The organism is Sediminibacillus dalangtanensis (assembly GCF_017792025.1).
GTDB lineage: Bacteria > Bacillota > Bacilli > Bacillales > Amphibacillaceae > Sediminibacillus > Sediminibacillus dalangtanensis.
The window spans coordinates 3,189,951-3,213,200 of sequence record NZ_CP046956.1 but is presented as its reverse complement, the minus strand read 5'-3'; the positions used below and the strand labels follow the sequence as shown (position 1 = coordinate 3,213,200).

General features: G+C 44.7%; 15 protein-coding genes and 1 riboswitch. Of the genes, 10 read left to right on the top strand and 5 right to left on the bottom strand.

Annotation, left to right across the window (positions count from 1 at the left end):
- Positions 1-187: 187 nt before the first annotated feature.
- Complete coding sequence (locus ERJ70_RS15895) at positions 188-6,232, top strand: lamin tail domain-containing metallophosphoesterase family protein (protein ID WP_209365763.1); 6,045 nt, start codon at positions 188-190, stop codon at positions 6,230-6,232.
- A gap of 190 nt (positions 6,233-6,422) precedes the next feature.
- Complete coding sequence (locus tag ERJ70_RS15890) at positions 6,423-7,448, top strand: zinc-dependent alcohol dehydrogenase family protein (protein ID WP_209365762.1); 1,026 nt, start codon at positions 6,423-6,425, stop codon at positions 7,446-7,448.
- 71 nt (positions 7,449-7,519) lie between these two features.
- On the opposite strand, the gene ERJ70_RS15885 is transcribed toward ERJ70_RS15890, so the two are convergent.
- Positions 7,520-7,966, bottom strand: coding sequence for a DUF2268 domain-containing putative Zn-dependent protease (locus ERJ70_RS15885; protein WP_245208213.1), 447 nt, complete (start codon positions 7,964-7,966; stop codon positions 7,520-7,522).
- A complete protein-coding gene (locus ERJ70_RS15880) occupies positions 7,966-8,484 on the bottom strand; it encodes a DUF2268 domain-containing putative Zn-dependent protease (protein WP_209365761.1) in 519 nt (172 codons plus the stop codon). The genes ERJ70_RS15885 and ERJ70_RS15880 overlap by 1 nt, the downstream gene beginning before the upstream one ends.
- Positions 8,485-8,816: 332 nt before the next feature.
- Positions 8,817-8,918: riboswitch (purine riboswitch) on the top strand.
- A 123-nt stretch (positions 8,919-9,041) separates the two neighbouring features.
- Here ERJ70_RS15880 and ERJ70_RS15875 point away from each other — a divergent pair.
- From ERJ70_RS15875 to ERJ70_RS15865, 3 genes are all read left to right on the top strand, one after another.
- Positions 9,042-9,635: a xanthine phosphoribosyltransferase gene (locus ERJ70_RS15875; protein WP_209365760.1), complete on the top strand. Its 594-nt coding sequence runs from the start codon at positions 9,042-9,044 to the stop codon at positions 9,633-9,635.
- Positions 9,636-9,656: 21 nt separating this feature from the next.
- On the top strand, positions 9,657-10,970 hold the full coding sequence (locus tag ERJ70_RS15870) for a nucleobase:cation symporter-2 family protein (RefSeq protein ID WP_209365759.1): 1,314 nt from the start codon (positions 9,657-9,659) through the stop codon (positions 10,968-10,970).
- A 463-nt stretch (positions 10,971-11,433) separates the two neighbouring features.
- Entirely contained in the window at positions 11,434-13,059 is a 1,626-nt protein-coding gene (locus ERJ70_RS15865) for a catalase (RefSeq protein ID WP_209365758.1), read from the top strand.
- Positions 13,060-13,109: 50 nt separating this feature from the next.
- Here the strand turns inward: ERJ70_RS15865 and lacZ are convergent, their stop codons facing one another.
- Together lacZ and ERJ70_RS15855 are read right to left on the bottom strand one after the other, a co-directional pair.
- Positions 13,110-17,297, bottom strand: coding sequence for a beta-galactosidase, LacZ type (gene lacZ / locus ERJ70_RS15860; protein WP_209365757.1), 4,188 nt, complete (start codon positions 17,295-17,297; stop codon positions 13,110-13,112).
- Between the two features lie 308 nt (positions 17,298-17,605).
- Positions 17,606-18,157: a DJ-1/PfpI family protein gene (locus tag ERJ70_RS15855; RefSeq protein ID WP_209365756.1), complete on the bottom strand. Its 552-nt coding sequence runs from the start codon at positions 18,155-18,157 to the stop codon at positions 17,606-17,608.
- A gap of 160 nt (positions 18,158-18,317) precedes the next feature.
- Here ERJ70_RS15855 and ERJ70_RS15850 point away from each other — a divergent pair, with 160 nt between their 5' ends.
- The 5 genes from ERJ70_RS15850 to ERJ70_RS15830 all read left to right on the top strand — a co-directional run bounded on the left by ERJ70_RS15850 (position 18,318) and on the right by ERJ70_RS15830 (position 21,833).
- The gene (locus tag ERJ70_RS15850) at positions 18,318-19,040 is read left to right on the top strand and encodes a 3-ketoacyl-ACP reductase (RefSeq protein WP_209365755.1); all 723 of its coding nucleotides are present in this window, start codon (positions 18,318-18,320) and stop codon (positions 19,038-19,040) included.
- Positions 19,041-19,158: 118 nt separating this feature from the next.
- Positions 19,159-19,482, top strand: coding sequence for a PadR family transcriptional regulator (locus tag ERJ70_RS15845; protein WP_209365754.1), 324 nt, complete (start codon positions 19,159-19,161; stop codon positions 19,480-19,482).
- Complete coding sequence (locus ERJ70_RS15840; RefSeq protein WP_209365753.1) at positions 19,479-20,360, top strand: permease prefix domain 1-containing protein; 882 nt, start codon at positions 19,479-19,481, stop codon at positions 20,358-20,360. Before ERJ70_RS15845 ends, ERJ70_RS15840 begins: the two co-directional genes overlap by 4 nt.
- Positions 20,361-20,373: 13 nt before the next feature.
- Positions 20,374-21,429, top strand: coding sequence for a PD40 domain-containing protein (locus ERJ70_RS15835; protein WP_209365752.1), 1,056 nt, complete (start codon positions 20,374-20,376; stop codon positions 21,427-21,429).
- Between the two features lie 2 nt (positions 21,430-21,431).
- Positions 21,432-21,833: a hypothetical protein gene (locus tag ERJ70_RS15830; RefSeq protein WP_209365751.1), complete on the top strand. Its 402-nt coding sequence runs from the start codon at positions 21,432-21,434 to the stop codon at positions 21,831-21,833.
- Between the two features lie 31 nt (positions 21,834-21,864).
- Here ERJ70_RS15830 and ERJ70_RS15825 read toward each other — a convergent pair whose 3' ends face one another.
- Entirely contained in the window at positions 21,865-23,250 is a 1,386-nt protein-coding gene (locus ERJ70_RS15825; protein WP_209365750.1) for an LLM class flavin-dependent oxidoreductase, read from the bottom strand.

Sequence of the window (23,250 nt, the reverse complement as noted above, 5' to 3'; positions counted from 1 at the left end):
TGGCAGCTGGTAAGCTTCCGCAATGTGGGTCTCACCGAGGCCTTTTCTCCCATATAAAAAGGTTTCGTCAGCATTCCCTCGTACTAACATATTGGCTAGTAATTTACATAGATTTACAGAACGTTCATGCCTGCTTCATACTGCCGCCTTACACTAATAGTGATACCAAAATCATAAGGAGGTAGCCATGAAAAGGAGAATAGTGCAAAAACGAGTACGTCAATTTTTGTCGCTGAGCATCATTTTTACCGTTTTACTGATGGACGCGGCTGCAATCCTGCCTGGCAGTTTAATGGTTTCTGCTGCTACGGACGATGCCCTCCAACCAAAGCAGGAGAAATCCATGGAAGAATTATCCGTACAACAGGAAGAACAAAACACTGAAGAACAAACAGAAGTGGAAGGAGAAAACCAAACTAGTGAAACAGATGCCTCCTCTCAAGATTCAAAAGAGCAAGCAGAGGATAGTCCGAAAAAAGTGACTGAGAATGAAACCGAAACAGCCCCAACAGATGAGAAAAATGAAACAGGTGGGGAAGAACATTCACCTAACGTAGACCAGAAGAATACACCTGACCAGCAAGAAGAGACTGATCAACAGCAAGATACAAAGGAACAGCAAGACGAAAAAAACTCTGAGCCACAAGCGGAAAATATCGACATCGATGCTTTACCCCCTTTAATGATTACCGAAATCATGCAGAGTGAGGACGGCTACAGCTATTTTGAACTACATAACCATTCTAATTTGCCGTTCGTCCTTGATTTCCTGAACTTTTCTTTTTCCTCTTCTGAAGACCATACAAGCATAGAAAATGGCCCAAAAACCATCGAACCAGACCAAACCCTTATTTTCTGGAATAATGAGAAACAACGAAATACACAAGACTTTATCGACCACTATCAAGCAGATATATCGCTAGAATCGATTGTCGAGTTTACCGGCCCCGTGTTTACTGATGGACAAAAGCTTTCCGTGACAATGCCGGATAAGGAGGAAATCGTTTCGGCAAGCTTTACGACGGAAGATAGGCAGTTAGGAAAAGCGGTACATTTTCAATATCCGGCAAGCGGAAAAGAAATGAGGCTTTTTCAAACAGATTCCGGTAACACTCCGACGCTGACGGATGATGGCCAGCTTCCAGAGCAGAAGATCACGCTGGCTGATATGTCGCAACCTGTCGTTCATCACGATGCGATACAAGAAGTGGAAAGCGGAAAGGCAGTAAAAGTCGAAGCAGAAATCGATGCAGATGGACAAGCTGTGGTGGCAACGCTTTTCTACCAAACTAGTGATCAGCCAGACTTCGATACCATCGAAATGACCCCGAAGGAAAAGAATCGCTTTTCCGCAGAATTAGCAGCCGATCAATTGCAAGGTAAGACCTTTACTTATTATATGACCGTGACAACTGCCCATGATCAAGTTACTTATCCTGCGGAAGCGCCGGTCGAAGTGAAGATAACCCAGCCGGAAAAGGCAGAGGAAGTACAGGCTACAGCGAAAGTAAGTCAACAAGCAGAATTGGAGGATTTTTCTTCATATCCCCATTTGTTGATTACCGAATTGTCCCCCAATTCAAAAGGGGGCGGAACCGATTACTTTGAGTACTTTGAACTGTATAATAATACGGATCAGCCACTATCGTTGACAAACTATCGATTTCTTTATTACTACACGGATTCTGATAGTGAAGTAGTTTTCCAGATTCCTGACACGATCCTGGAGCCACAGGAAACACGCGTTTTCTGGTATAACAATGGCGGCAAAACGATCGAAGCATTTAATGCGAACTTTGACACGGAGCTGACGGAAGAACAGCTTGTCGAGGTTACGGATTCCAGCTTTCCTGGCTTTGCCAATGGAGGAAACCGTGCGCTTATTTTGCAGGACAACCATGGAGAACAAGTAATTTATGCCGATTATCTAGGGGAAGAGAATGATAATACAGGGGCAGACATCCATTACCAATATCCAACGGAAGGGACGGTCATGAAAAAATACCATACCATGGCAGAACCTACTCCAGGTACTATCGACATGGAACAAGTACCGGACCAGCCAGTTCCTGTACCGGAAACAGATGAAGATGTCACGGAACCGGTCATCAACCATGAGCCTATATCGGAAGCGACCGCCTTCTCCCCGCTTGCCATTGAAGCCACCATTACGGATGATCGGGCTGTACCTACTGCTACGCTATATGTAAAAGCGGAAGGCGAAGAAGATTATACCCCATTGGCGATGTCAGCTGCGGGAGCAGATCCAACCACTTACACAGCCGATATACCTGGTATCTATGTCAGGGATGACTTTCGCTACTATATCGAAGCTAGTGATGGCATTCATACTGTTCGCACGAAAGAAGCCTTCGTCAAGGTGGAAAAACAGGAGGCAGATCCGGAAAAACTACCATCCCTGCTGGTGACAGAGGTGGTTCCTGATTCAACCAACACGGGCTCTGCCGATGGGTATGAGTTCATCGAAGTCTACAACAATACGAATCAAGCCATCAATTTTCAAGATTACAAGCTTCAATATCGCTATGGCACCGATCCGGAAAGTGATATCCTCTGGCCGTCGGTTCCTGACGACGTCGTCATACCATCCGGCGAAACCCTTGTGTTTTGGGTTATTAACGGGGAAAACGGCGGCCAGTCCGTTGCTGATTTTAATGCCAATTATGGTACCGACCTAGTGGAAAATCAGGACATTGTCCGAGTTCACACGGCAGGAATGGCTAATGGAAGCATGAGAGGGCTGATCGTTGCGACCAATGCAGGCGAAGAATTATCGATTGCTTATTATAACGACGAGGAAGAGGTAGACGATACCAAGCCAAATAAAGGGATTGTCTATACGTACCCAAGGGACGGCTCGAATTTAATGAAAAAAGTGAGCGCAGGCATGTTACAAGCTACCCCTGGATCGGTAGGAGACTATCAAGTTCCTGACAGCCGGGTCACGGTGCCGGAGGATAATACGCCTCCGACCATCGACAATTTGACAGAAGTAACCGAAGTGAAGCAAACGGAAAATATCGATTTGACAGCTGATGTCACAGACGATATCGCTGTGAAGACCGTCCAAGTGCATTATCGTACAAATGGACAGGAGGCTTATCAATCTGCACTTCTTCAAGAAGATTACGATGATATGCTGTACCATTTCCGTGTTTATTCGCCGGAAATTATTGCAAAAGAATATGTCGAATATTATTTCACTGCATCCGACGGAACGAATCAAACGAAAAGTGACACGTACCGGATTCAAGTGACCAGCACCTTGGACAATTCCAGTCTGCGTTTAAATGTGAAGGACGGTGCTGTCTTAAACGGCGAAAAAGTAATCAAAGCAACATCCCGCGAGGATGAGCCCGAAGCCGTGAAGCTGTTGATTGACGGCAAGGAAGCAGGGGAGAAAACTTCACGAGCGGTCGAGCATCCCGCCTATTTCGCTTTTGAAGTTAGCGGCGTCAATACCTATTTCCAGAACGGAGTAACCATCGGGGATGAAATTGTGCATATTTTTGATGACTGGATTGCACAATGGCAGACGATCACGGTACCGATTGAGCCGGAAAAACTAAAGGTTGGCGCCAACACGATTACCATACGGGCGGGAAATAAAGCAACCCCATGGGAAGGTGACCCGGGTGAAAACCGGGATGATTACAATCTCCGCAATGTCCGGCTGGTATTATCGGATGGAACGGTATTGACCGATCCGGTTCATGCTGATGCCGACACGGTGCTGGATATGGGCGATGATGGGACAATGCGCATTTCGGAAGACTTCACTTTTACGATTGAAGAAGAACTTGCGCCATCGAAAGCGTATCTATGGGACACAGAACAAGTTGAGGATGGAAGGCATGTCATCACTGCAGAAGATCAGGATGAACGAGTGGACACTGAAGTATATGTCGACAATGCTGCACCCGTAATCGAGACAAATATAGAGGAAAGCCACGAATACAAGGGCGAATTTGCTATAAACGTATCCGTTTCCGACGAAATTGCCGGAGTCGAGGAGCAGACTATCTGGCTTGACGGAGAAGAAATCGATGTTCCTTATGCTGCTTCTTCTGGACTGTTGACAGCAGGAACCCATGAATTACGAATCGAAGCAATCGATACTGTCGGCAATCAGTCTGAAAAAATGGTGGAATTTTCCGTAGTCGACGAACATCCATCCAATCCGGTCAACCAAAGCCCGCAGGCAGATTTGAACCAACCAATTGACGGTGATCCCACCTTGCGGGTCAAAGTGAAAGACCCGATGGGTGACGCCATGGATGTCGGTTTTTATCAGGCCTATCAATATACACCAGCTGATCTGGACCATGTCGTCTCTTTTAGCAACAAAGCGGATGTTGAACCGCCAGCAACCCAGGTTCCCGATGGGGAGACAGTTTTCAACAAAGGAGATATCGGTCTTGCTTCCGAAAAGGATGGAAAGTATATGGTGACGGACTCCACTGGACAGTTCCCTTATCATCGGTTTGATGTCACGGTGGATGATCAGGTGGATGAGGATGATTTGATCGAGCTTGTCTGGAACGGCAACTCGCTGGCAGGAAGAAAAGTGACCATGTATGCCTGGAACCATCCGGAAGCGAAGTGGGAAATGGTCGATTTCCGGATAGCAGGGGAGGAAGATTTTGAATTGACTGGAACGGTATCTGTAAAAGAATTTGTCAAGGACAACAAGGTCAATGTCATTGTACAGGATGAAATTCCGAGTGATCCGGAGGCGTACGATTATACGTTTGTCTGGATGTCCGATACGCAATATTACTCGGAAAGTTATCCATATATTTATGACAAGCAGACAAAATGGATTGTAGAAAACAGAGAAGCGATGAATATCCAGTACGTCATGCATACCGGCGACCTGGTCGATGAATCGGACAAGGAATATCAATGGCTTCATGCCGATGACTATATGAAGACACTGGATGATGCGGATGTGCCATATGGCGTCCTAGCCGGAAACCATGATGTCGCACAAAAAACCAATGACTATACCGAATACTACAAGTACTTCGGGGCAGACAGGTTCCAGGACAAGCCGTATTACGGCGGCTCTTATTTGAACAATCGCGGCCATTATGACCTAATTTCCGCCAATGGAAACGATTATATCATGGTGTATCTTGGCTGGGGTATCGAAGAGGAAGGCATCGCCTGGATGAATGAAGTATTGGCTGCTTACCCTGACCGTCAGGCAATTCTAAACTTCCATGAATATTTACAGGCAACAGGAACAAGGCATCCATTGGGAGATAAATTGTATAACGAAGTCGTCGTTCCGAATGAAAATGTCATTGCCGTTCTATCCGGGCATTACCATGAAGCACAATTGCTTGTGGACGAGCTCGATGACGATGGAGATGGGGCAACGGACCGTACGGTGTATCAAATGCTGGCTGATTACCAGGCAGGTCCTGAAGGCGGTCAAGGTTACATGCGTCTGCTGCATTTCGATACTGCCAACAACCGTATTTTCGTCAATACGTATTCTCCGTATCTAGATGATTATAATTATTACGATTCCGACGCCTATCCAGATAAGGATGAATTTACGCTGGAATTGGATCTGGAAGCGAAACAAAAGCGAGTGGCAACGGATTCTTTTGCCGTCAATGTCTACACGAATAATGAAATCGGAACAGTAGAAGATGTACCAAGTGGAGAAACAGCGGAGGTAACGTGGACCGGACTGGAAGAAGGGGAGACCTACTCCTGGTATGCGCTGGTTACCGACCAGTTCACCGGTGAAGCAAGGTCGGACATATGGTCCTTTGTCAAAGGAAAAGAGGAAAAGGAGCCGGATCAGCCAGAACCTCCTCAAGATGGAGAGGATCCAGAAAGTGACCCGGTACCTCCCGGTAAAGGTGAAAACCCAGTGCCTCCTTCAGACAATGAGGGAGATAAAGATGACTACGATAAGCCAGAAGATCCTGTAGATCCTGGAAAAGATAAGGAAACACCGCCAAAGAACCAATCGGGAGATAAGGAGGATGGCAGTAAGGAAGGACCAGAAAAAGATAAGAATGATGATGGGGAGAAGAAGGAAGACCCTGTCAATGATTTTTCTTCACTATTGGGCGGAAAGCTTGCCGATACAGCAACCAATATGTACAACCTGCTGGTGATTGGCTTCCTGTTGTTCGTCACTGGTGCAAGCTTGTTCATCTATTTTTACAGAAAAAAACGATTGATTTGATGGCTGGGAAAAGAGGACCTTAACCAGAGCAAAGACCGAACGATGTTAATCAGAATCGTTCGGTTTTTGCTCGTGCAATGTCACTCCTGTTTCAATCTCCTTATTGCATGCCAAACATATTGCTTTTCAGACTGCTCCATTCTTGGTAAAAAGGAGGAGGGAAGATATGGAAAATGAAGGAGGAGTTTTAATGTCTAATCAACAAATAAGCGGCTACATGCAATCCTATCGGTTGAAGCAGGCAGGTTCTCTTGATGAACTTGAAAGGATACAGGAGGAAATGCCACAGGTTCAAAGGGGAGAAGTGCTGGTGAAAGTAAAAGCGACCTCTTTGAATTATCGCGATTTAGCGATGGTCCAGAATGATTATCCGGGCGGGGTCGCAGACAATCTGATTCCGCTATCGGATGGTGCTGGAGAAATCGTTGCAGTCGGAGAAGGTGTCCGTCGCTTTCAGGTAGGGGACAGGGTCGCAGGAAATTTCACAAAAGAATGGTTTGGCGGAAAACGGCCCGGGTACACGGAACCTTATGGCTCACATAGTGATGGCTGGCTCACGGAATACAAGGTGCTGAATCCCGAATTGCTCGTTGCGATACCTGAACATCTCACCTATGAACAGGCATCGACACTGCCATGTGCTGCTGTCACAGCCTGGTCGGCGCTTCACGGTCCAAGCCCATTAGCTGCCGGTGACACGGTTCTTACACTGGGAAGCGGAGGGGTGTCCGTTTTTGCCATTCAATTGGCTAAGCTGCTCGGCTTACGTGTTATCGCCACGACTTCCAGTGATAAAAAAGCAGAAAGATTGAAAGAACTCGGAGCGGAAGACGTGATTAACTATCAATCTACTCCTAATTGGGGAGAAGTGGTCAAGGAACGGACCGGAGGTGTCCAACGAGTCGTCGAAGTAGGCGGTCCGGCTACAATTAAACAATCCCTGCATGCTGTGGCAAATGGAGAAGAAGTGGCCATGATCGGCGTGCTGACGAAGGAAGGCGACAAGCTTGATTACTTCGACATTTTTGGCAGGGCGTCCACCAGAACCATCGGAGTAGGAAGCCGGGAAGATTTCGAAAACATGAACAAGCTGATTGCAGAAAAGAAGATGACTCCAGTCATCGACAGCGTGTTTTCGTTTGATCAAGCACGGGAAGCATTTGACTATTTAGCCAGTCAGAAGTTTTTCGGGAAAATCGTGATTCGTCACGACTAGAAAAAGTGAAATGAACGGCCTTGAATCAACCTGTTCAGGGCCGTTTTTCTCTGTTTTCAACTTGGCTTTAATTAGTTGAATTTATCCTGATAATGGCTTAGTTCCAATATTTCGACGGCAGGCAGTTGTGTCCATTCTTCGATGGGAACGTCCGGATTTTCTTCTACGTATTTTTCAATAATTTTATAACCTATTTTGTAATTGCTCCAACGCGGGAGCCCTTTGCTGGGATTTCCGTTGAAAAAGTCATCCAACATGCCAGTATTGGTTGAATCCTTGTTTTCCTTGAGCACTTGCCAAATTTGTTTTTCCGTTCCGGGCGGGAGGGCTGAATTCCATGGTACTTCTATTCCGGGATAAACTTGTTTGGCAAACATTTCAGCTCTGCCTTCAACCATTACATCCTGCAACAAGTTCCTTGAATGGTCTTTCCGGCTTTCCCAGTGAATGGTATGGTGATACTCATGAGCGACTGTGTACTGTAAAACTTGTTCAGGGAAATTTGGGGCTAATTCTATTAAATAAAATTTTCTTGCCAGACCATGCCGGAAACATTATCAACTACCTTATATATATCGGGGAAATCAGTATTGGCGGGGATGATATAGACTGTTTTCTCACCCCCTGGTAGTTCATCGGCCGATTTCTTTAACGTTTCTCTGATGATATTGCTTATTTCCTCTTGCTGACCGATTAGTGTATGAAGCGCTTTTTCCGTAGCTTCTATATCTGTTGGTGCCTGGAATCGGAGCCTATCATAACCGTTCCCTTCGCCAAAAGCCATGGAGCGGAGCGGTTCCAATACATGCTTTTTATATAATGAGTCCAGGTTTTCCGGTTGTTGTTTGGCGGCTTTGACATAGCCTTCCATCTCATCAAAGAGATTGACAATGGTGAAATGTTGCCCTTTATAGTCAAACTCTACAGGGTTTCCTTCAGCCTCCTGTGAGAGGGAATCTGGCTGGGCAGGGTTTGAACAACTTGTCATCAAAAAAAGCATATTCATGAGTATTAACAAGCGAGCGATTTTTTTCATCTGGTGAAATGGAATCCTCCTATTCTGTTTTTTTCTTTACTATACTAGAAATTTCCTCATTTTACCAATTCCGCTCTGCAATTTAGGCAAAGTCTTTATTTTCGATGGGGAGAATACACTTCTGAAGATCTCAAAGAAGTTTTTTGCTTGAAGTCCTACCCACGGAAAGCAAAGTGTTCTGCTGATGCTTTATGTATGGACTTAATTGAAAAGAGGTTATCACTGTGTCGCTGTTTCTACCTAGTGTCTAAAACAACACCTTTCTAGTAAACTGTCATGAAAAAACATTTGCATATCTGACAAAATTCGTTATAATTCAATGTATCGAAAACAATATACGCACTGATGAAACTCGTATAATAGCAGGAATATGGCCTGCAAGTTTCTACCGGGTAACCGTAAATTGCCCGACTACGAGTAAGCGAACAGTTAGATCAACGTATGGCGTCCTGTCAGTTCGGGGCGTTTATGTGTTTTTTCATTCTGAAAGCAGCTTACTCTGGTAAGCTGCTATTTTTATTGGCATTTTTATAAAGATGAAGGGAGCGGAGACAGCTATGAGACTATTAAAAGACAAGATTAAGACAGACGGCATTGTGTTGAATGAAAATGTCCTGAAAGTGGATTCTTTTATCAATCATCAAATGGATCCTAAGCTGATGAAGGAAATTGGGAAGGAATTTGCCCGCCTTTTTAAAGAGGAGGAAATCACCAAAGTATTGACCATCGAATCATCAGGAATTGCGCCGGCCATCATGACAGGTCTGGAGTTTGATGTTCCAGTGATTTTCGCAAGGAAAAGAAAGTCACTGACATTGACCAGTGATGTGTACACAGCGAAGGTGTACTCTTTCACGAAGCAGGAAACCAATGAAATTACCGTATCCCATAAGTATATCGAAGAAGGGGACAATGTCCTGATCGTTGATGACTTTCTCGCCAACGGACAAGCTGCAATTGGTTTGGCGAAGATGGTGGAGCAAGCGGGGGCGAATGTTTCCGGGATTGGCATTTTGATAGAAAAGTCCTTCCAGCCAGGTGCGGAAGAAATTCGCAAGCAAGGCTACCGTTTGGAATCTCTTGCCCGGGTCAAATCGCTTGCTGGAGGAAAAGTCCAGTTTGTTGAGACAAAAGAAACGGTTTATCAATAAAGCGATAGGAGGAGAATACAGATGAATAAAAAGAAACTGCAAACACTATCGATCGGCTTCCAGCATGTATTGGCGATGTACGCAGGAGCTGTCGTCGTTCCGTTGATTGTCGGAGGAGCATTAGCGTTAACCTTCGAACAGCTCACCTATCTGATTTCGATTGATTTGCTTGCCTGTGGTGTTGCCACCCTTCTGCAAGTATGGAGAAACAAATTTTTCGGCATCGGCTTGCCTGTCATGCTTGGTTGTACATTCACTGCCGTCGGGCCGATGATTGCAATAGGGAGTCAGCATGGAATATCCGCTATTTATGGAGCGATCCTTGTTTCCGGGCTGTTCGTCGTGTTGATTTCGAAATACTTTAGTAAGTTGGTCCGGTTTTTCCCGCCGGTTGTCACCGGTTCTGTCGTGATGATAATCGGGTTGACTCTCGTCCCGGTAGCATTCAATGACATGGCAGGTGGTGAAGGCAGCGCGGATTTCGGCAATCCTGCCAATCTGTTGTTAGCATTTGGTGTTCTCGTATTCATTTTATTACTGAATAAATTTGCGAAAGGATTTCTGCGCACGATTTCGATTCTTATCGGCTTGGTGGCCGGCACGATTGCAGCCGCTTTGATGGGAATGGTCGATTTTTCAGAAGTCGGAGATGCTTCCTGGTTTCATTCTATCCAGCCATTTTACTTTGGAGCCCCGACTTTTAACATTTCTGCCATCCTGACGATGACATTGGTGGCGATTGTCAGTTTGATCGAATCCACTGGCGTTTACCTGGCTCTTGGCGATATAACCAATCGCGAAATCAGCGGAAAGGACCTGGAAAAAGGATATCGGGCGGAAGGACTTGCAATTGTGTTAGGCGGTATCTTTAACGCTTTCCCTTATACCGCCTATTCGCAAAATGTCGGTCTGGTCCAGCTTACTGGGGTCAAAACGAAACAAGCCATTTTTGCTGCCGGCTCTATTTTGGTTGTATTGGGCTTCCTGCCGAAAATCGCCGCTATCACCACGTTGATTCCGACTGCTGTGCTTGGCGGAGCCTCATTGGCGATGTTCGGAATGGTTATTGCTTATGGAATCAAGATGCTCAGCCAAGTGAACTTCGAAAGCCAGGGCAACCTGTTGACGGTTGCGTGTTCTGTCGGAATGGGGCTGGGTGTAACGGCAGTCCCGGAAATCTTCGCCAACCTTCCGGAAAGCATCCGGATTTTGACCGACAGCGGCATCGTTGCCGGCAGTCTGACAGCCATTGTTTTGAATGTCTTATTTAACGTGATTCCTGAGCGTTCCGAGAGATCGATTCAAAGACAGATAAGAGAAGAACAAGCGTCCTGATAGGGGCGCTTGTTTTTTTAAAAATAGAGTAAAAGGGAAGGATGAAGAGCAAAAGGAGGCGGCGGACCGGGAGAAAAGCACTTCATGCGGTTGATGAAGAGCAAAAAGAGGCCGCGAACCGGGAGAAAAGCGCTTCATGCGGTTGATGAAGAGCAAAAAGAGGCGGTGAACCGGGAGAAAAGCACTTCATGCGGTGGATGAATAGCAAAAGGAGGCGGCGAACCGGGAGAAAAGCACTTCATGCGGTTGATGAAGAGCAAAAAGAGGCGGTGAACCGGAAGAAAAGCACTTCATAGTAATGTGCAGATAAATAGTACTCGCCTGTTTTTTGTCCGGGAGCAAGGGACTTGCGCTCATCTAATAATTTCTTTTTAAAAATAATCATTATTATTTTTTGAAAACTCCGTTTGTCGTCTGCTCGATTTGGGAATAGAGTAAGGAATTTCTAAAGGAGGGACGATTAATGGAAAAGAACTCTAAAGAAAATCTACATAGCAACAAAGAAGGGGGCAACAAGGAAAAAGGGACCTTGACGACGAGACAGGGACACCCTGTAAGAGACAATCAGAACACAAAGACTGTAGGAAACCGCGGACCTGCAACGCTGGAAAACTACGAATTCATAGAAAAAATCAGTCATTTTGACAGGGAAAGAATCCCGGAACGCGTTGTCCACGCACGGGGTGCAGGCGCTCATGGCTATTTTGAAGCATATGGTTCTGCAGGAGATGAGCCGATTTCCAAATATACCAGGGCGAAATTGTTTCAGGAAAAAGGGAAGCGGACACCCGTCTTTGTTCGTTTTTCAACGGTGATCCATAGCGGAACCTCTCCGGAAACGTTACGTGATCCTCGAGGCTTCGCGGTGAAATTTTATACAGAAGATGGCAACTGGGATTTAGTCGGGAACAATTTGAAAGTATTTTTTATCCGCGATGCCATCAAGTTTCCCGACGTGATTCACGCATTGAAACCTGATCCCGTAACCAATATCCAGGACAGTGAACGGATTTTTGACTTCATGTCGCAAACACCTGAAGCCATGCATATGCTGACATTTTTATTTTCCCCATGGGGTATTCCGGCCAATTATCGCCAAATGCAAGGTTCTGGAGTGAATACGTATAAGTGGGTGAATGAAGACGGAGAAGCGGTACTTGTTAAGTATCATTTTGAACCGGTACAAGGAATCCGCAATTTAACCCAGGAACAGGCTGAAGAGATTCAAAAGAAAAATTTCAACCATGCAACACAGGATTTATATGAAGCGATTGAGCGAGGAGATTATCCGGAATGGGAGCTCTATGTGCAAGTGATGAGTGATGACGAGCATCCGGAGTTGGATTTCGATCCGCTTGATGATACGAAGATTTGGCCTAAAGACCAATTCCCTTGGATTCCTGTTGGGAAAATGGTGTTGAATCGCAATCCGGAAGATTACTTCAATGAAGTAGAACAGGCCGCTTTCGGGACTGGGGTTCTTGTAGACGGCATGGACTTTTCGGACGACAAAATGCTTCAGGGACGGACTTTTTCCTATTCGGATACGCAGCGTTACCGTGTAGGAGCAAACTATTTGCAGCTGCCAATCAATCGTCCGAAGAAAAAGGTGGCCACCAATCAACGGGGCGGTCAGATGTCTTACCAAGTTGATAATGATGAAAATCAAAACCCGCATGTCAACTATGAGCCTTCTTTGATGAATAACCTGGAGGAAGCGAATCCTAGCAGCAAGGCTCATACCCCGCATGTGTCCGGTGAGGTAAAGAAAGAAGCGATAGACAGGCAAAACCCGTACAAACAGGCTGGCGAAACGTATCGTAAATTCAAAGATTGGGAACGCGACGAATTGATTAAAAACCTTGTTGCCAACCTTAAACCATGCCGGAAAGAAATACAGGAAAAAATGATCGAGCACTTCACGAAATGTGACGAGGAATATGGCCGCAGGGTAAAAGAAGGATTGGAAAATGATAAAATGGACGCCGCCGATATGGATTCAACACACGGTGGACCAGCCGGAGCAACCCAGACAGAAGAAGGTGTAGAGCAAGCCATGGAAGACAGCATCCCTTCTGATCCATATTGATTGTGAAAAAGCCGCCAGCTTATGAAAGCTGGCGGCTTTTTAAGTTTGCTTTATGGTTGAATATTCACTTTTACTTTATTGGTATCAACCTGTGCATCTCCAACAGTGACGGTTGCCCATACTTCAAAATTTTCAACATCACCCCTATTACTTGCCACGTACATCAATAAATCTTCATATTGGGTATCAAAGTCTACGATGTCTGGTGCACTGGTGTGAAATTCTATTTGACTGTTATCCAGGCTGATTGCATTTCCGTTGGCTTTAGTGGCATTTACGTTCAATTGTGCCAGCCCACCTGGTTGAACGGTTTGCGGATCAACTGAGAGTGTTGCACTTTCCAAAACTTCTTCGCTTTCATTCTGTACGATTAATTTGGCATCGGCCCATGCCCCATGACCATGGCCATTGCTGCCTCCCTCAATGGTTCGCATAACAAGTTTCAGTTGTTCCTTGTTTGTAATGTCTAGACTGATAAACTCCTGCGGGGTGCTTTTTCGCATGGGATCGGTTTGATAGGCTAGTTCGCCATCGAGCCAAACCTCGAAAATGAACTGGTTCCCATCCCGGTCTGCATGCTGTTCTACCCCTGCGAAAGTTTCAAAACGATCAAATTCCCAATTGGTCAAGTCATAGACAATTTCCGAGTTTGCATGAATTCCAATCCCTTTTTCGTAGAGAACCGGACCGTCTTCTCCAAGCAGTGTGATGGGAGGACCGGCTACTGATTGATCTTTTTGAATCGTCCCCCAGCCTGTAGTGGCAGATTCCCATTGCATGTCGCTGATAAATAAATCGGAAACGGGATTAAAATCAATTGTATAAGTTTCTTCCAGGAAACCGTCCTCTGTTCTAGCGTGGATGATAGTCGTGCCGGTTAGTTCATCTGCTTTCTCCACCTCAATGATCACATCTTCTCTGGCTGGAAATGCTTCTACTGATGGAATGGTTTGGTCAATGGCGCTCGAAAAGGTGTAGATATAGTTGGTTACATCCGTATGGAAGCCTTCAAGCGATTCCCCATTGACTTTAATATCGTCCAGCAATTCTAAGTCGATTTGCCGTTTGCTCAACTCCATTGGAGACTCACCATCGGTGAATGGTCTTAGCATATAGGTATAGGAGTAAGATTGGTCCGTATAAAGCATATACTCGGGCAAGGCAGTCCCAGACCAACTATTCCAAACTCCCATTTGTTTGTGATTGATGGTTAGCACGATATCATCCAGCTTGGTTAACTCATATGGATGCTCTGCTTGTTCCAAATCATCTTTTGTATAGTGGAGAGCAGAGAATTCGAACTGTGGCAGTCCGCTGATAAGTAATCCATTGCCATCATCGCCCGTCAAAGTAAGCCAGCGGACGTCAGTTTTATTTCCAGTTTCCTGTGGTCGCGGGTAGTTAAAGAACTGTTCGTCTATGGTACTATCATAGACTCCGATATTGGCGCCATCTTTCCGGTCCCAATAATTTTCGAAAGGTCCACGGCCGTAATACTGGAGGTTATCATATTGGCCAGGCAACGTCAGTTCCATTCCTACAGCTGGTATTTCTGACAAGGCTGTACTTGGCTTAACGGTACTTCTTACCACTACTTCTCCACTTCCATAAACAAAATATCCTACCCGGTAGAAAGACTCTCCTGACGTTGGCAAAGAAGCCGTTACTTGAATGTGGATCACTTTATCACTGGTTTCTCTTAGCTGCACGTCAGTAATTTCCATATTTTCTCCGGCATGCTGCCATGATGCATTTCGATCCATCATGCCATTCATCAAGTCATTGTCGTTGCGGACCCGCCAGAAGTTCGGCGTAGGACCTGACTGAATCAATTCCTGTCCATGGTGTTTAAAAGAAGAAATTGTTCCTTTCGATTTATCAAAAGTTAAATCGAATTGTTCTCCGACCACGTCAATTTGTTTTTCTCCCTCTTCTACTTGAAGCTTTGGCATGTTCTCTGTTGCAAATTCCGGAGAAGCAGGAGCACCCAAAGGAAGTTGAAATTGGGCATTGGCCACCTCATATCCTTTTTCAGCCCAAGCGGTTTCTTCAGAAAGGGTATAACTGATATTCAGCCAGTAGTCCGCTCCCGGTTTCAGCTTTTCAGGTTGTTCCAGTGGAAGGATGATTTCTTTACTAGCATTTCCTGCAATATCTTCCTCGATGCTGCCTTCCTGGATAACCTTGTTATCTTCTTTCAACTGCCATTTTCCTTCAAAATCACTTAGAGGTCTAAATAAGTGTTCGTTCTTTATTCTGATTTTATTTTCTGCCAAGTCGACAGCTTGTACATCGATATTTTGATAAGCAGCTTTTAAAGCGAACATTTCTGGCTGCGGGGTCCTGTCTGGGTTTAGCAGACCATTCATTAGAAAAATGCCGTCGTTCGCATAGTTTCCCCAATCTCCTCCATAAGAAAAATACGTTTCTCCCTGGTAATCTTCTTTTATGGGTAATCCTTCTACACCCTCTTCAACTGGAAGGCGGATCGATTGGTCGACAAAATCCCATATAAATCCGCCTTGCAGGTTATCGTATTTTTCGATAATTTCCCAATACTCTTTGATATTCCCAAGGCTATTCCCCATAGCGTGTGCGTATTCACACATAATTAATGGCCGTTCATTTCTTTTTCCATAGTTTTCTAAACTAGATAGACTTGGATACATAAAGCTGTCAAAGTCTGCAAGGCTATTATCCTGTTGGAAATGGAGCAGACGTGTAGGATCAAATTCTTTGATCCATTCGGAAGCTTCTCGGAACGTGTCACCAGAGCCTACCTCATTTCCCATTGACCAAAAAATGACGGAAGGATGGTTTTTGTCTCGTCTGACCATTGTTTTGATTCGGTCCTGTACGGCAGAAGCCCATTCCGGGCTGTTGCCGGGGAAGGGGCGCATATTGTGTGATTCGTTGTTGGCCTCATCTAGAATATAAATGCCATATTCATCAGCTAATTCATAAAAACGTGGATGGAACGGATAATGTGCGGTCCGGACAGCGTTTATGTTATTTCGTTTCATTATTTCAATGTCCTCGCGCATTCGTTCTTCTGACATTACATAGCCAGTGTCTGGATCCACTTCATGGCGATTTACACCTTTGATTGTAATCGGCTTACCGTTTATTTTCACTTGATTGTCCTGGATTTCTATTTCTCGAAATCCTACTTTTGAGCTTACCGTTTCAATTGATTTTCCCTTCTTGTTCTTTACCTCCAGGACTAGAGTATAGAGGTTGGGCTGCTCTGCTGACCATTTCGAAGGGTTTTCTACTTTTATATCCTTCTTAAAGTCGCCCTTCGAATTTACCGCTAGTACGTTAACATTCAAGTCTAGCTGATGGTTTTCCTGATCGTACAAGTTTGCTTCTATCGAGTAATCATTCTGATTAACTGATTCCTTATTCGTTAGCTCCCCATCAATGCTTAATACAGCGTCCTGATACTCTTGGTCTAAATCGGTTTCCAGTTTATAATCCTCAATATGGACTTCGGGGGTAGCGTATACATACACATCGCGAAAAATGCCGCTAAGATCTACCATGTCCTGATTTTCCAACCAGGCACCATCAGACCAGCGGAATACTTCCACCGCAAGTGTATTTTTGCCGTTTTTCACATAATCGGTAATGTTAAATTCAGCGGGGGTGAAACTGTCTTCGCTATATCCAACCTTTTTGCCATTCACCCAAACATTGAAGGCAGATTTCACACCCTGAAAGGATAGAATAATTTCTCGTTTTTTCCAGTTGCCAGGTACTTGAAATTGGTGCCGGTAAGAGCCTACTTCGTTATGTTCAATAGGAACTTCAGGAGGAAAGATTTTTCCGTATCCTTGCCAAGGGTGTTGCTGATTAAGATAGATGATATCTCCATAACCTTGCAGTTGCCAATTGCTTGGAACAGGAATGGTATCCCAGTCCGTATCATTGAAATTTTCCTTATAAAAGTCTGTTGGCCGCTGGTTCGGATTTTCCGACCAGTGGAACTTCCAATCACCGTTAAGTGATTTATAAAAACGGGACTTGTCGATTTGCCCCTTAATGGCAGTACTTTCATTATTATGCGGGATGGTTGTCACGGTGCTTGGAAGCCTGTTTTCTTGAAATAGCTCGGGTGTGCCATTCCAATTACTGCTATCTTCCTCAGCAGAAACTGGGACGGAGAATAGAAAGGTGCAGATGATCAAAAGAAGTAGGGAAAAATGAAGATAATTAATGGGTTTAAGAGCTTGCAAAATAGTTCCTCCTTTATTAATTTAATTAACTAACTATCAAAAAAAAATAGAAGCAGTGGAGGGATGAAAAAAATGTAAATATAATATTAAAAATAGTCAGTTAACTATATTAAAACATGGAAGGAACAGGTACTCAATGGGGTTAATCTACTAACTTTCCGTCAAATAGGATGACAGAGTAGTAGAATTTTACTAAAAGGAGATGAAGTAACAAAAATCGGCCTCTGTAATCGAAATGATCTTTCAAGTGTGAACGGTTTACCACAAAGAAGGACATTTTTGAATGAGGCCGATTTATCAAGGAAGGCTTAGCCGTTTATTTGTTTGATAAACTCTTTCATCAATCCCGGCAAATCTGGCCAGGCATGGCCGGAAATCAGGTTACCGTCTGTATGAAGATGCTCTTCGATGTAAATGGACCCTGCTGCTTCTACTTCTGGCTTGCAGGCAACATATGCAGTCATTTCGCGGTTTTTTATATGCTCCCGGACAGTTGTCAGGACGAGGCTGGCATGGCAGACAGCTGCGATCGGTTTGTTTGCTTCAAAGAAATGGCTAACGATTTTCGGCACATGTTCATTCAAACGAATGTGTTCGGGCGCCCGGCCGCCAGGAATGATGAGACCGTCATATTGTTGCGGAACGATATCAGAAAAGGCCTCGTTTGCTTCGATTAAATACCCAGCCTTTTCGGTATATGTTTCCCAACCGACAAAATCGTGGACGACCGTATGCAATGGTTTAGGGCTCGTTGCGGCAATGGTCGTATCAAACCCTTCCTCCAAACAGCGGAAATATGGATAGTAAATTTCCAACGACTCTACAGCATCTCCAGCAAGAATCAAAATTTTCTTTGCCATTTGTATCCCTCCTGTTTTGTTTCTAATCTACTCTATTCAAGCCTTTGGCTGATAATCCTTCTGTTTTTGAAAAAAGAACAAGGTTCATGACAAGATAGAGAACAAGGTAACTGTTAAAATAAATAGAAGGGAAAAATTTAATCGGAAAGGGGAAATGAAAATGGCGCAATCATTGCAAGGGAAGGTTGCCTACATAACTGGAGGAGGAAAAGGAATTGGTCGTGCTACTGCTCTTGCTCTGGCAAAAGAAGGGGTGAAGATTGGGTTGATAGCGCGAACACTGTCTGATTTGCAGGCTGTAGCAGAGGAAATTACCGCGCATGGAGGAGAAGCTGCCTATGCTACGGCTGACGTATCGGATCTTTCACAGGTTGAAGCTGCTGTAAAAGCAATAGAGCAAAAAATAGGATCGGCGGATATACTCATCAATAATGCAGGAATTGGTAAATACGACACCTTTCTTGACTTCGATCCGGAAGACTGGAAACGGGTGATCGAGGTCAATCTCATGGGTGTTTATTATGTAACACGAACGGTGCTTCCGCAGTTAATCAAAAAGAATCGCGGCGATATTATCAACATTTCTTCCACCTCTGGTTTACGGGGAACACCTGGATCGAGTGCATACAGTGCTTCGAAGTTCGGGCTGCTTGGCATGACAGAATCACTCGCTCAAGAAGTTCGCAAACATAATATCCGTGTAGCAGCCCTTACACCCAGCACCGTAGCGACTGAATTGGTTTTCAAAGATAAACTGGATGAAGTGGACCAGGAAAAATATATGCAACCGGAAGATTTGGCAGAGTATATGGTTGCGCAGCTGAAGTTGCATCCAAGAATATTTATTAAATCTGCTTCTTTATGGGCGACAAATCCATTTTGATCAGCAACGATTAGGGAAATCACTATTCGGTTAAGAATAGTGATTTTTATTCCTTTAACCATTGTATTACGATGTACATCGTAATACAATGGTGATAAGCAGGAAATGGGGTGATTGGATGGATAAGGAAATGATGAAAGGCAGTATCGATTTGCTTATTATGTCACTAATAGCACAGCGGGATCTATATGGCTACCAAATCACCAAGATTCTAAAACAATTAAGTGACGATACCTACGAAATGAGTGAAGGGACGTTATATTCTGCGCTTAAGCGGCTGGAACGGAAACAATGGATAGAATCCTACTGGAGTGAAACAGAACACGGCCGCCGGAAATATTACCGTTTGACCGACGAAGGTGGTTCAGAGCTAAAGCGAAAACAGGAAAATTGGAAAATGATTGAATCACTTGTCCAAAAGAGCACGGAGGGATGGGTATGAGCAAGCGGTTGAAAGCGTTTGTAGATAAAACCGTCCGACAAATCGAAGGGAATCAACAAGAAAAGGAAGATCTGGCAGAGGAGCTTTTGACCCATTTGCAACTGAGCAAACAAGAGTTGATGGAAGTCGAAAAACTATCGGATAAAGAAGCAGAAATGAAGGCGATACGGCTATTCGGCGACGAAGCTGCGGTCGGCAGTCAGATTCAGCAGGCAATGTTTCCTTATCGAAAAGAAATGATGCTTGCACTTTCCGGATCCTCGATTCTTTTTTCTTTTTGTGTCTACCTGGCACAATTGTTTTTGGAGGGGGATGCCTATATTTTTTGGCTGGTACTCTCCGTTATTGTCAGTTCCTCCCTACTGGTATTGTCTCTTAAACCAGTGACCTTGTTAAATCGCCGTTTATGGATGAACAGCCTGCTGATTGTTTATCTAGCAGTCTACCTATTCGGCTTGCTCTTAGCAACAGGAGTCAGGACTTCGGCGGTATCTTCCAGTTTAATTGTCTTTGTTTCCTTGCTTTTATTGCTCGCTATTGTTTTGATTTACCGCACCACGCTCCATGATTACAAATCTGGCAGTCACCCACTGCCGAAACAGGCCAAGTGGCTGCACGCGATTAATATTACAGCTGGCATTATTGTAATTGGCGTCGTGCTGTTTTTTCTATGGGGAGTGTTGATTTTCACGGGAGAACTAGTGCCGGCAATGGCGCTCGGGCTACTACCACTCATCATTTGGATTGGTTTGTATGTGATGCAAATGAACCTGATCCGGAGGCACAAACGGATAGCTGCCTTTGGAACGGCGATAGTACCACTGCTCGTAATTGGTCTGGCAGTAAGCTATTTTATTTACGATCTCATGCAAATGTAAGGGGGGAGTACACGTGAAGAAAAAAGGCATTTGGGCTTTGCTGATTGCCATAGCTATCGTAACAATATTTTTGGTTATCCTTGGTGTCGTTTTCGGGAAGGAAGAATTCGAAAAACAGCAAGGCTTAACAGGGATTTACGATATCTCTCCTGATGGATCCATCGCTTACGTATATTTTGATGAAGGACACCCAGGTATTTACTTCGAGAATGACAGCCATAACCCAAATGAGCCTTTAGTTGAGCTGTCGATTGATCAGGAAATCCTTGATATCAGTTTTTCACCGGATGGATCTTCTTTTACCTACGTGACCAGCGGTAAAGATAAGCAGGCAGGGATGGCAAGTTCCGTTCACAAGTATTATCCAGCAACCAATCATGATGAGGAGCTGTTCAATGGAGAGTCTTTGATTACAGAGATTGAGTTTGATCCCAAAGACTCGGATACACTTTATTTCTTGCAAGCCGGAACCTTCGAAAGTTATTCACCGATTGCAAGTGCTCATCCACATGATTTTGACGTTTTCAGCTTCGACCTTTCCAGTGGGAAAACAGAGCGCCATACAGATTTGAAAAAATATAACATGAAGTCGTTAAAGGTCTCTTCTAGGGAGCAGGCCGTGTTTTGGCAAATGGATGACGATATGGATACAGAAACAGCAGATGACATCTTTGAAAGCCATCAGCGGATATTCAAGCTTCCCTTGGATGACAATGGAAATTTGCAGGCTTTAAGTGCTGAAAATCGACAGGAGGATGTTTTTGATTTTGCTTTGACGCCAGATGAACAGACCATCCTGTTCCAGGCAGTCAGCAATGCTGATGAAGGTGGAACGTTTGAGTACGAATTGTTTTCCTATGACAGAGAGACGAAGGAAGAAAGCCAATTAACCACACTGAAACATAGTGTCAGCAATGTGATTATGGGACCTGAAGGACGTCGCGTTTATTTTATGGTGGATAAGAAATTTGGCCAGCAACAGCCTGATTACCATTTATACAGTGTCGATTTGAATGGGAAAAACTCACAAGAAGAAATACTCTATATGAAATCCTCAAAGGAGGGTTGAGCTTGGATTATACCATCGCCATATTATTTGGATTAATTGCATTTGGACTGTTATTTAGAGCCTCTAAGCGGGAAAAGCGTTGGTTGGGCGGTTTCGGGGCAATATTAGGGATCATTTTCCTCATCGGCTGTCAAATCGTGAAGTGGCAGTCCGGTTTTTTTGATGGGTATAACCAGGAAAGCAGTGAAGCAGTAGGTAATTGGGTAGTTTTGGGATTTATTATTCTTGGTATCTACTTGTTGCTGTTGATTAATTACCGATGGATTCGTTTTGCCTGGGGCCAGACGCCTGCAGTGAAATGGACGCTCCTCTTTGTGGAGATCGTGTTTAGTCTGTTTTACATCATCGCCGGGTATTTCCTATTGTTTGTATTGGGAGTGCTTTATTTCTCATTTGCACCATAAAACGAAGACAGACCCTAGAGTCTGTCTTCAATCATTTTTTCACTGATTCTTTTCGATATTTGCTGCCCGGATGATCGGCGGGCAGGAAAGTCCCTGTGGAGAAAAGCTTTTCTCTCAGGGTTCCCTCCCTGTACGACTTTTTGTAAATGCCGCGTTTTTGCAGGACAGGTACCACTAATTCCACAAAAGCCTCTAAATCTCCAGGAGTGACAAAATGGTTTAAGTTAAAGCCGTCCACTCCGGATTCTTCAAATTGGAATTGGATGGCGTCGGCTACCTCTTCTGGATTTCCGACAATGATAGTAGAACGGTCCAACGTTTCAAAGCGGTCGAGCACTTCCCCTACAGTAAGCTTTTTCGGAGCATCTTTTGTCAGGGTTGCCGCTTTGTAATGGCCACCCTCTGTCTTTTTTGTATATTCAAACGGCAAGGAGCGGTCGAGTACTTCATACTCTGAAATGTCATAGCCACTGGCACCGTACTGTGCTTTGGCAGCATCCGGACTCCAATGACTGGCGTATTCTTCGTATTTCCGCTCCGCTTCCTCGGTTGTTTCTCCGACAATCACATTTAGGAAGCATAAAAACTTGATTTTGGAAGCATCCCGTCCGTGTTTTTCTGCCCGTTCTTTGATGTCTTCGATATAATATCGGATCCTTTCTGGGGTCGGACCGCCGACAAAAATACACTCGGCATGCTTTGCGGCGAAGGCACGGCCGCGTTCTGATGTTCCTGCCTGGTAAAGGACAGGAGTTCTTTGCGGGGATGGTTCACTAAGGTGCGGTCCTTCCACATTGAAATAATTACCATGATGTTTGATTTCGTGGACTTTTTCCGGGTTGATCAAAGTACCTTCTTTCCTGTCTTCAAGAAATGCATCATTTTCCCAGCTGCCTTCCCAAAGTTGGTAGGATACATCCAGATATTCATCGGCAATATCATATCGTTCATCGTGTTTAATCATCTTTTCGAGACCAAAGTTTCTGGCAGCGTTCGGCAGGTAGGAGGTGACGATATTCCAGGCTACCCTGCCATTAGTTAAATGATCAAGAGTGGAAAAACGTCTGGCATTGCCGAAGGGTGGCTCATAGGTGGTGCTGACAGTAATGGCGAATGCCAGGTGATCAGTCGCTTGTGCCATTGCTGAAACAAGCAGGGCAGGGTCGTTCACCGGCACTTGTAAACCATCTCGGATTGATGGCGTTTTACTATTACGGTAAACATCGTAAATGCCGAGCACATCAGCAAAAAACACCGCATCGAATTTACCTTTCTCCAACAAGCGGGCAAGGTCTACCCAATATTGCAAATCCTTATAGCCGCGATGCCGCTTGCTGTCCGGATGTTTCCAAAGTCCATGCGAATTATGCATCGCGCTGTTCATTTCGAAGGCATGTAAAATGATTTCTTTTGTCAA

Excerpts from the sequence above, each read along its gene's own strand:
- ERJ70_RS15895 (WP_209365763.1), top strand. The coding sequence starts at position 188 with ATGAAAAGGAGAATAGTGCAAAAACGAGTACGTCAATTTTTGTCGCTG.
- ERJ70_RS15890 (WP_209365762.1), top strand. The coding sequence starts at position 6,423 with ATGTCTAATCAACAAATAAGCGGCTACATGCAATCCTATCGGTTGAAG.
- ERJ70_RS15880 (WP_209365761.1), bottom strand. The coding sequence starts at position 8,484 with ATGAAAAAAATCGCTCGCTTGTTAATACTCATGAATATGCTTTTTTTG.
- ERJ70_RS15875 (WP_209365760.1), top strand. The coding sequence starts at position 9,042 with ATGAGACTATTAAAAGACAAGATTAAGACAGACGGCATTGTGTTGAAT.
- ERJ70_RS15870 (WP_209365759.1), top strand. The coding sequence starts at position 9,657 with ATGAATAAAAAGAAACTGCAAACACTATCGATCGGCTTCCAGCATGTA.
- ERJ70_RS15865 (WP_209365758.1), top strand. The coding sequence starts at position 11,434 with ATGGAAAAGAACTCTAAAGAAAATCTACATAGCAACAAAGAAGGGGGC.
- ERJ70_RS15855 (WP_209365756.1), bottom strand. The coding sequence starts at position 18,157 with ATGGCAAAGAAAATTTTGATTCTTGCTGGAGATGCTGTAGAGTCGTTG.
- ERJ70_RS15850 (WP_209365755.1), top strand. The coding sequence starts at position 18,318 with ATGGCGCAATCATTGCAAGGGAAGGTTGCCTACATAACTGGAGGAGGA.
- ERJ70_RS15845 (WP_209365754.1), top strand. The coding sequence starts at position 19,159 with ATGGATAAGGAAATGATGAAAGGCAGTATCGATTTGCTTATTATGTCA.
- ERJ70_RS15840 (WP_209365753.1), top strand. The coding sequence starts at position 19,479 with ATGAGCAAGCGGTTGAAAGCGTTTGTAGATAAAACCGTCCGACAAATC.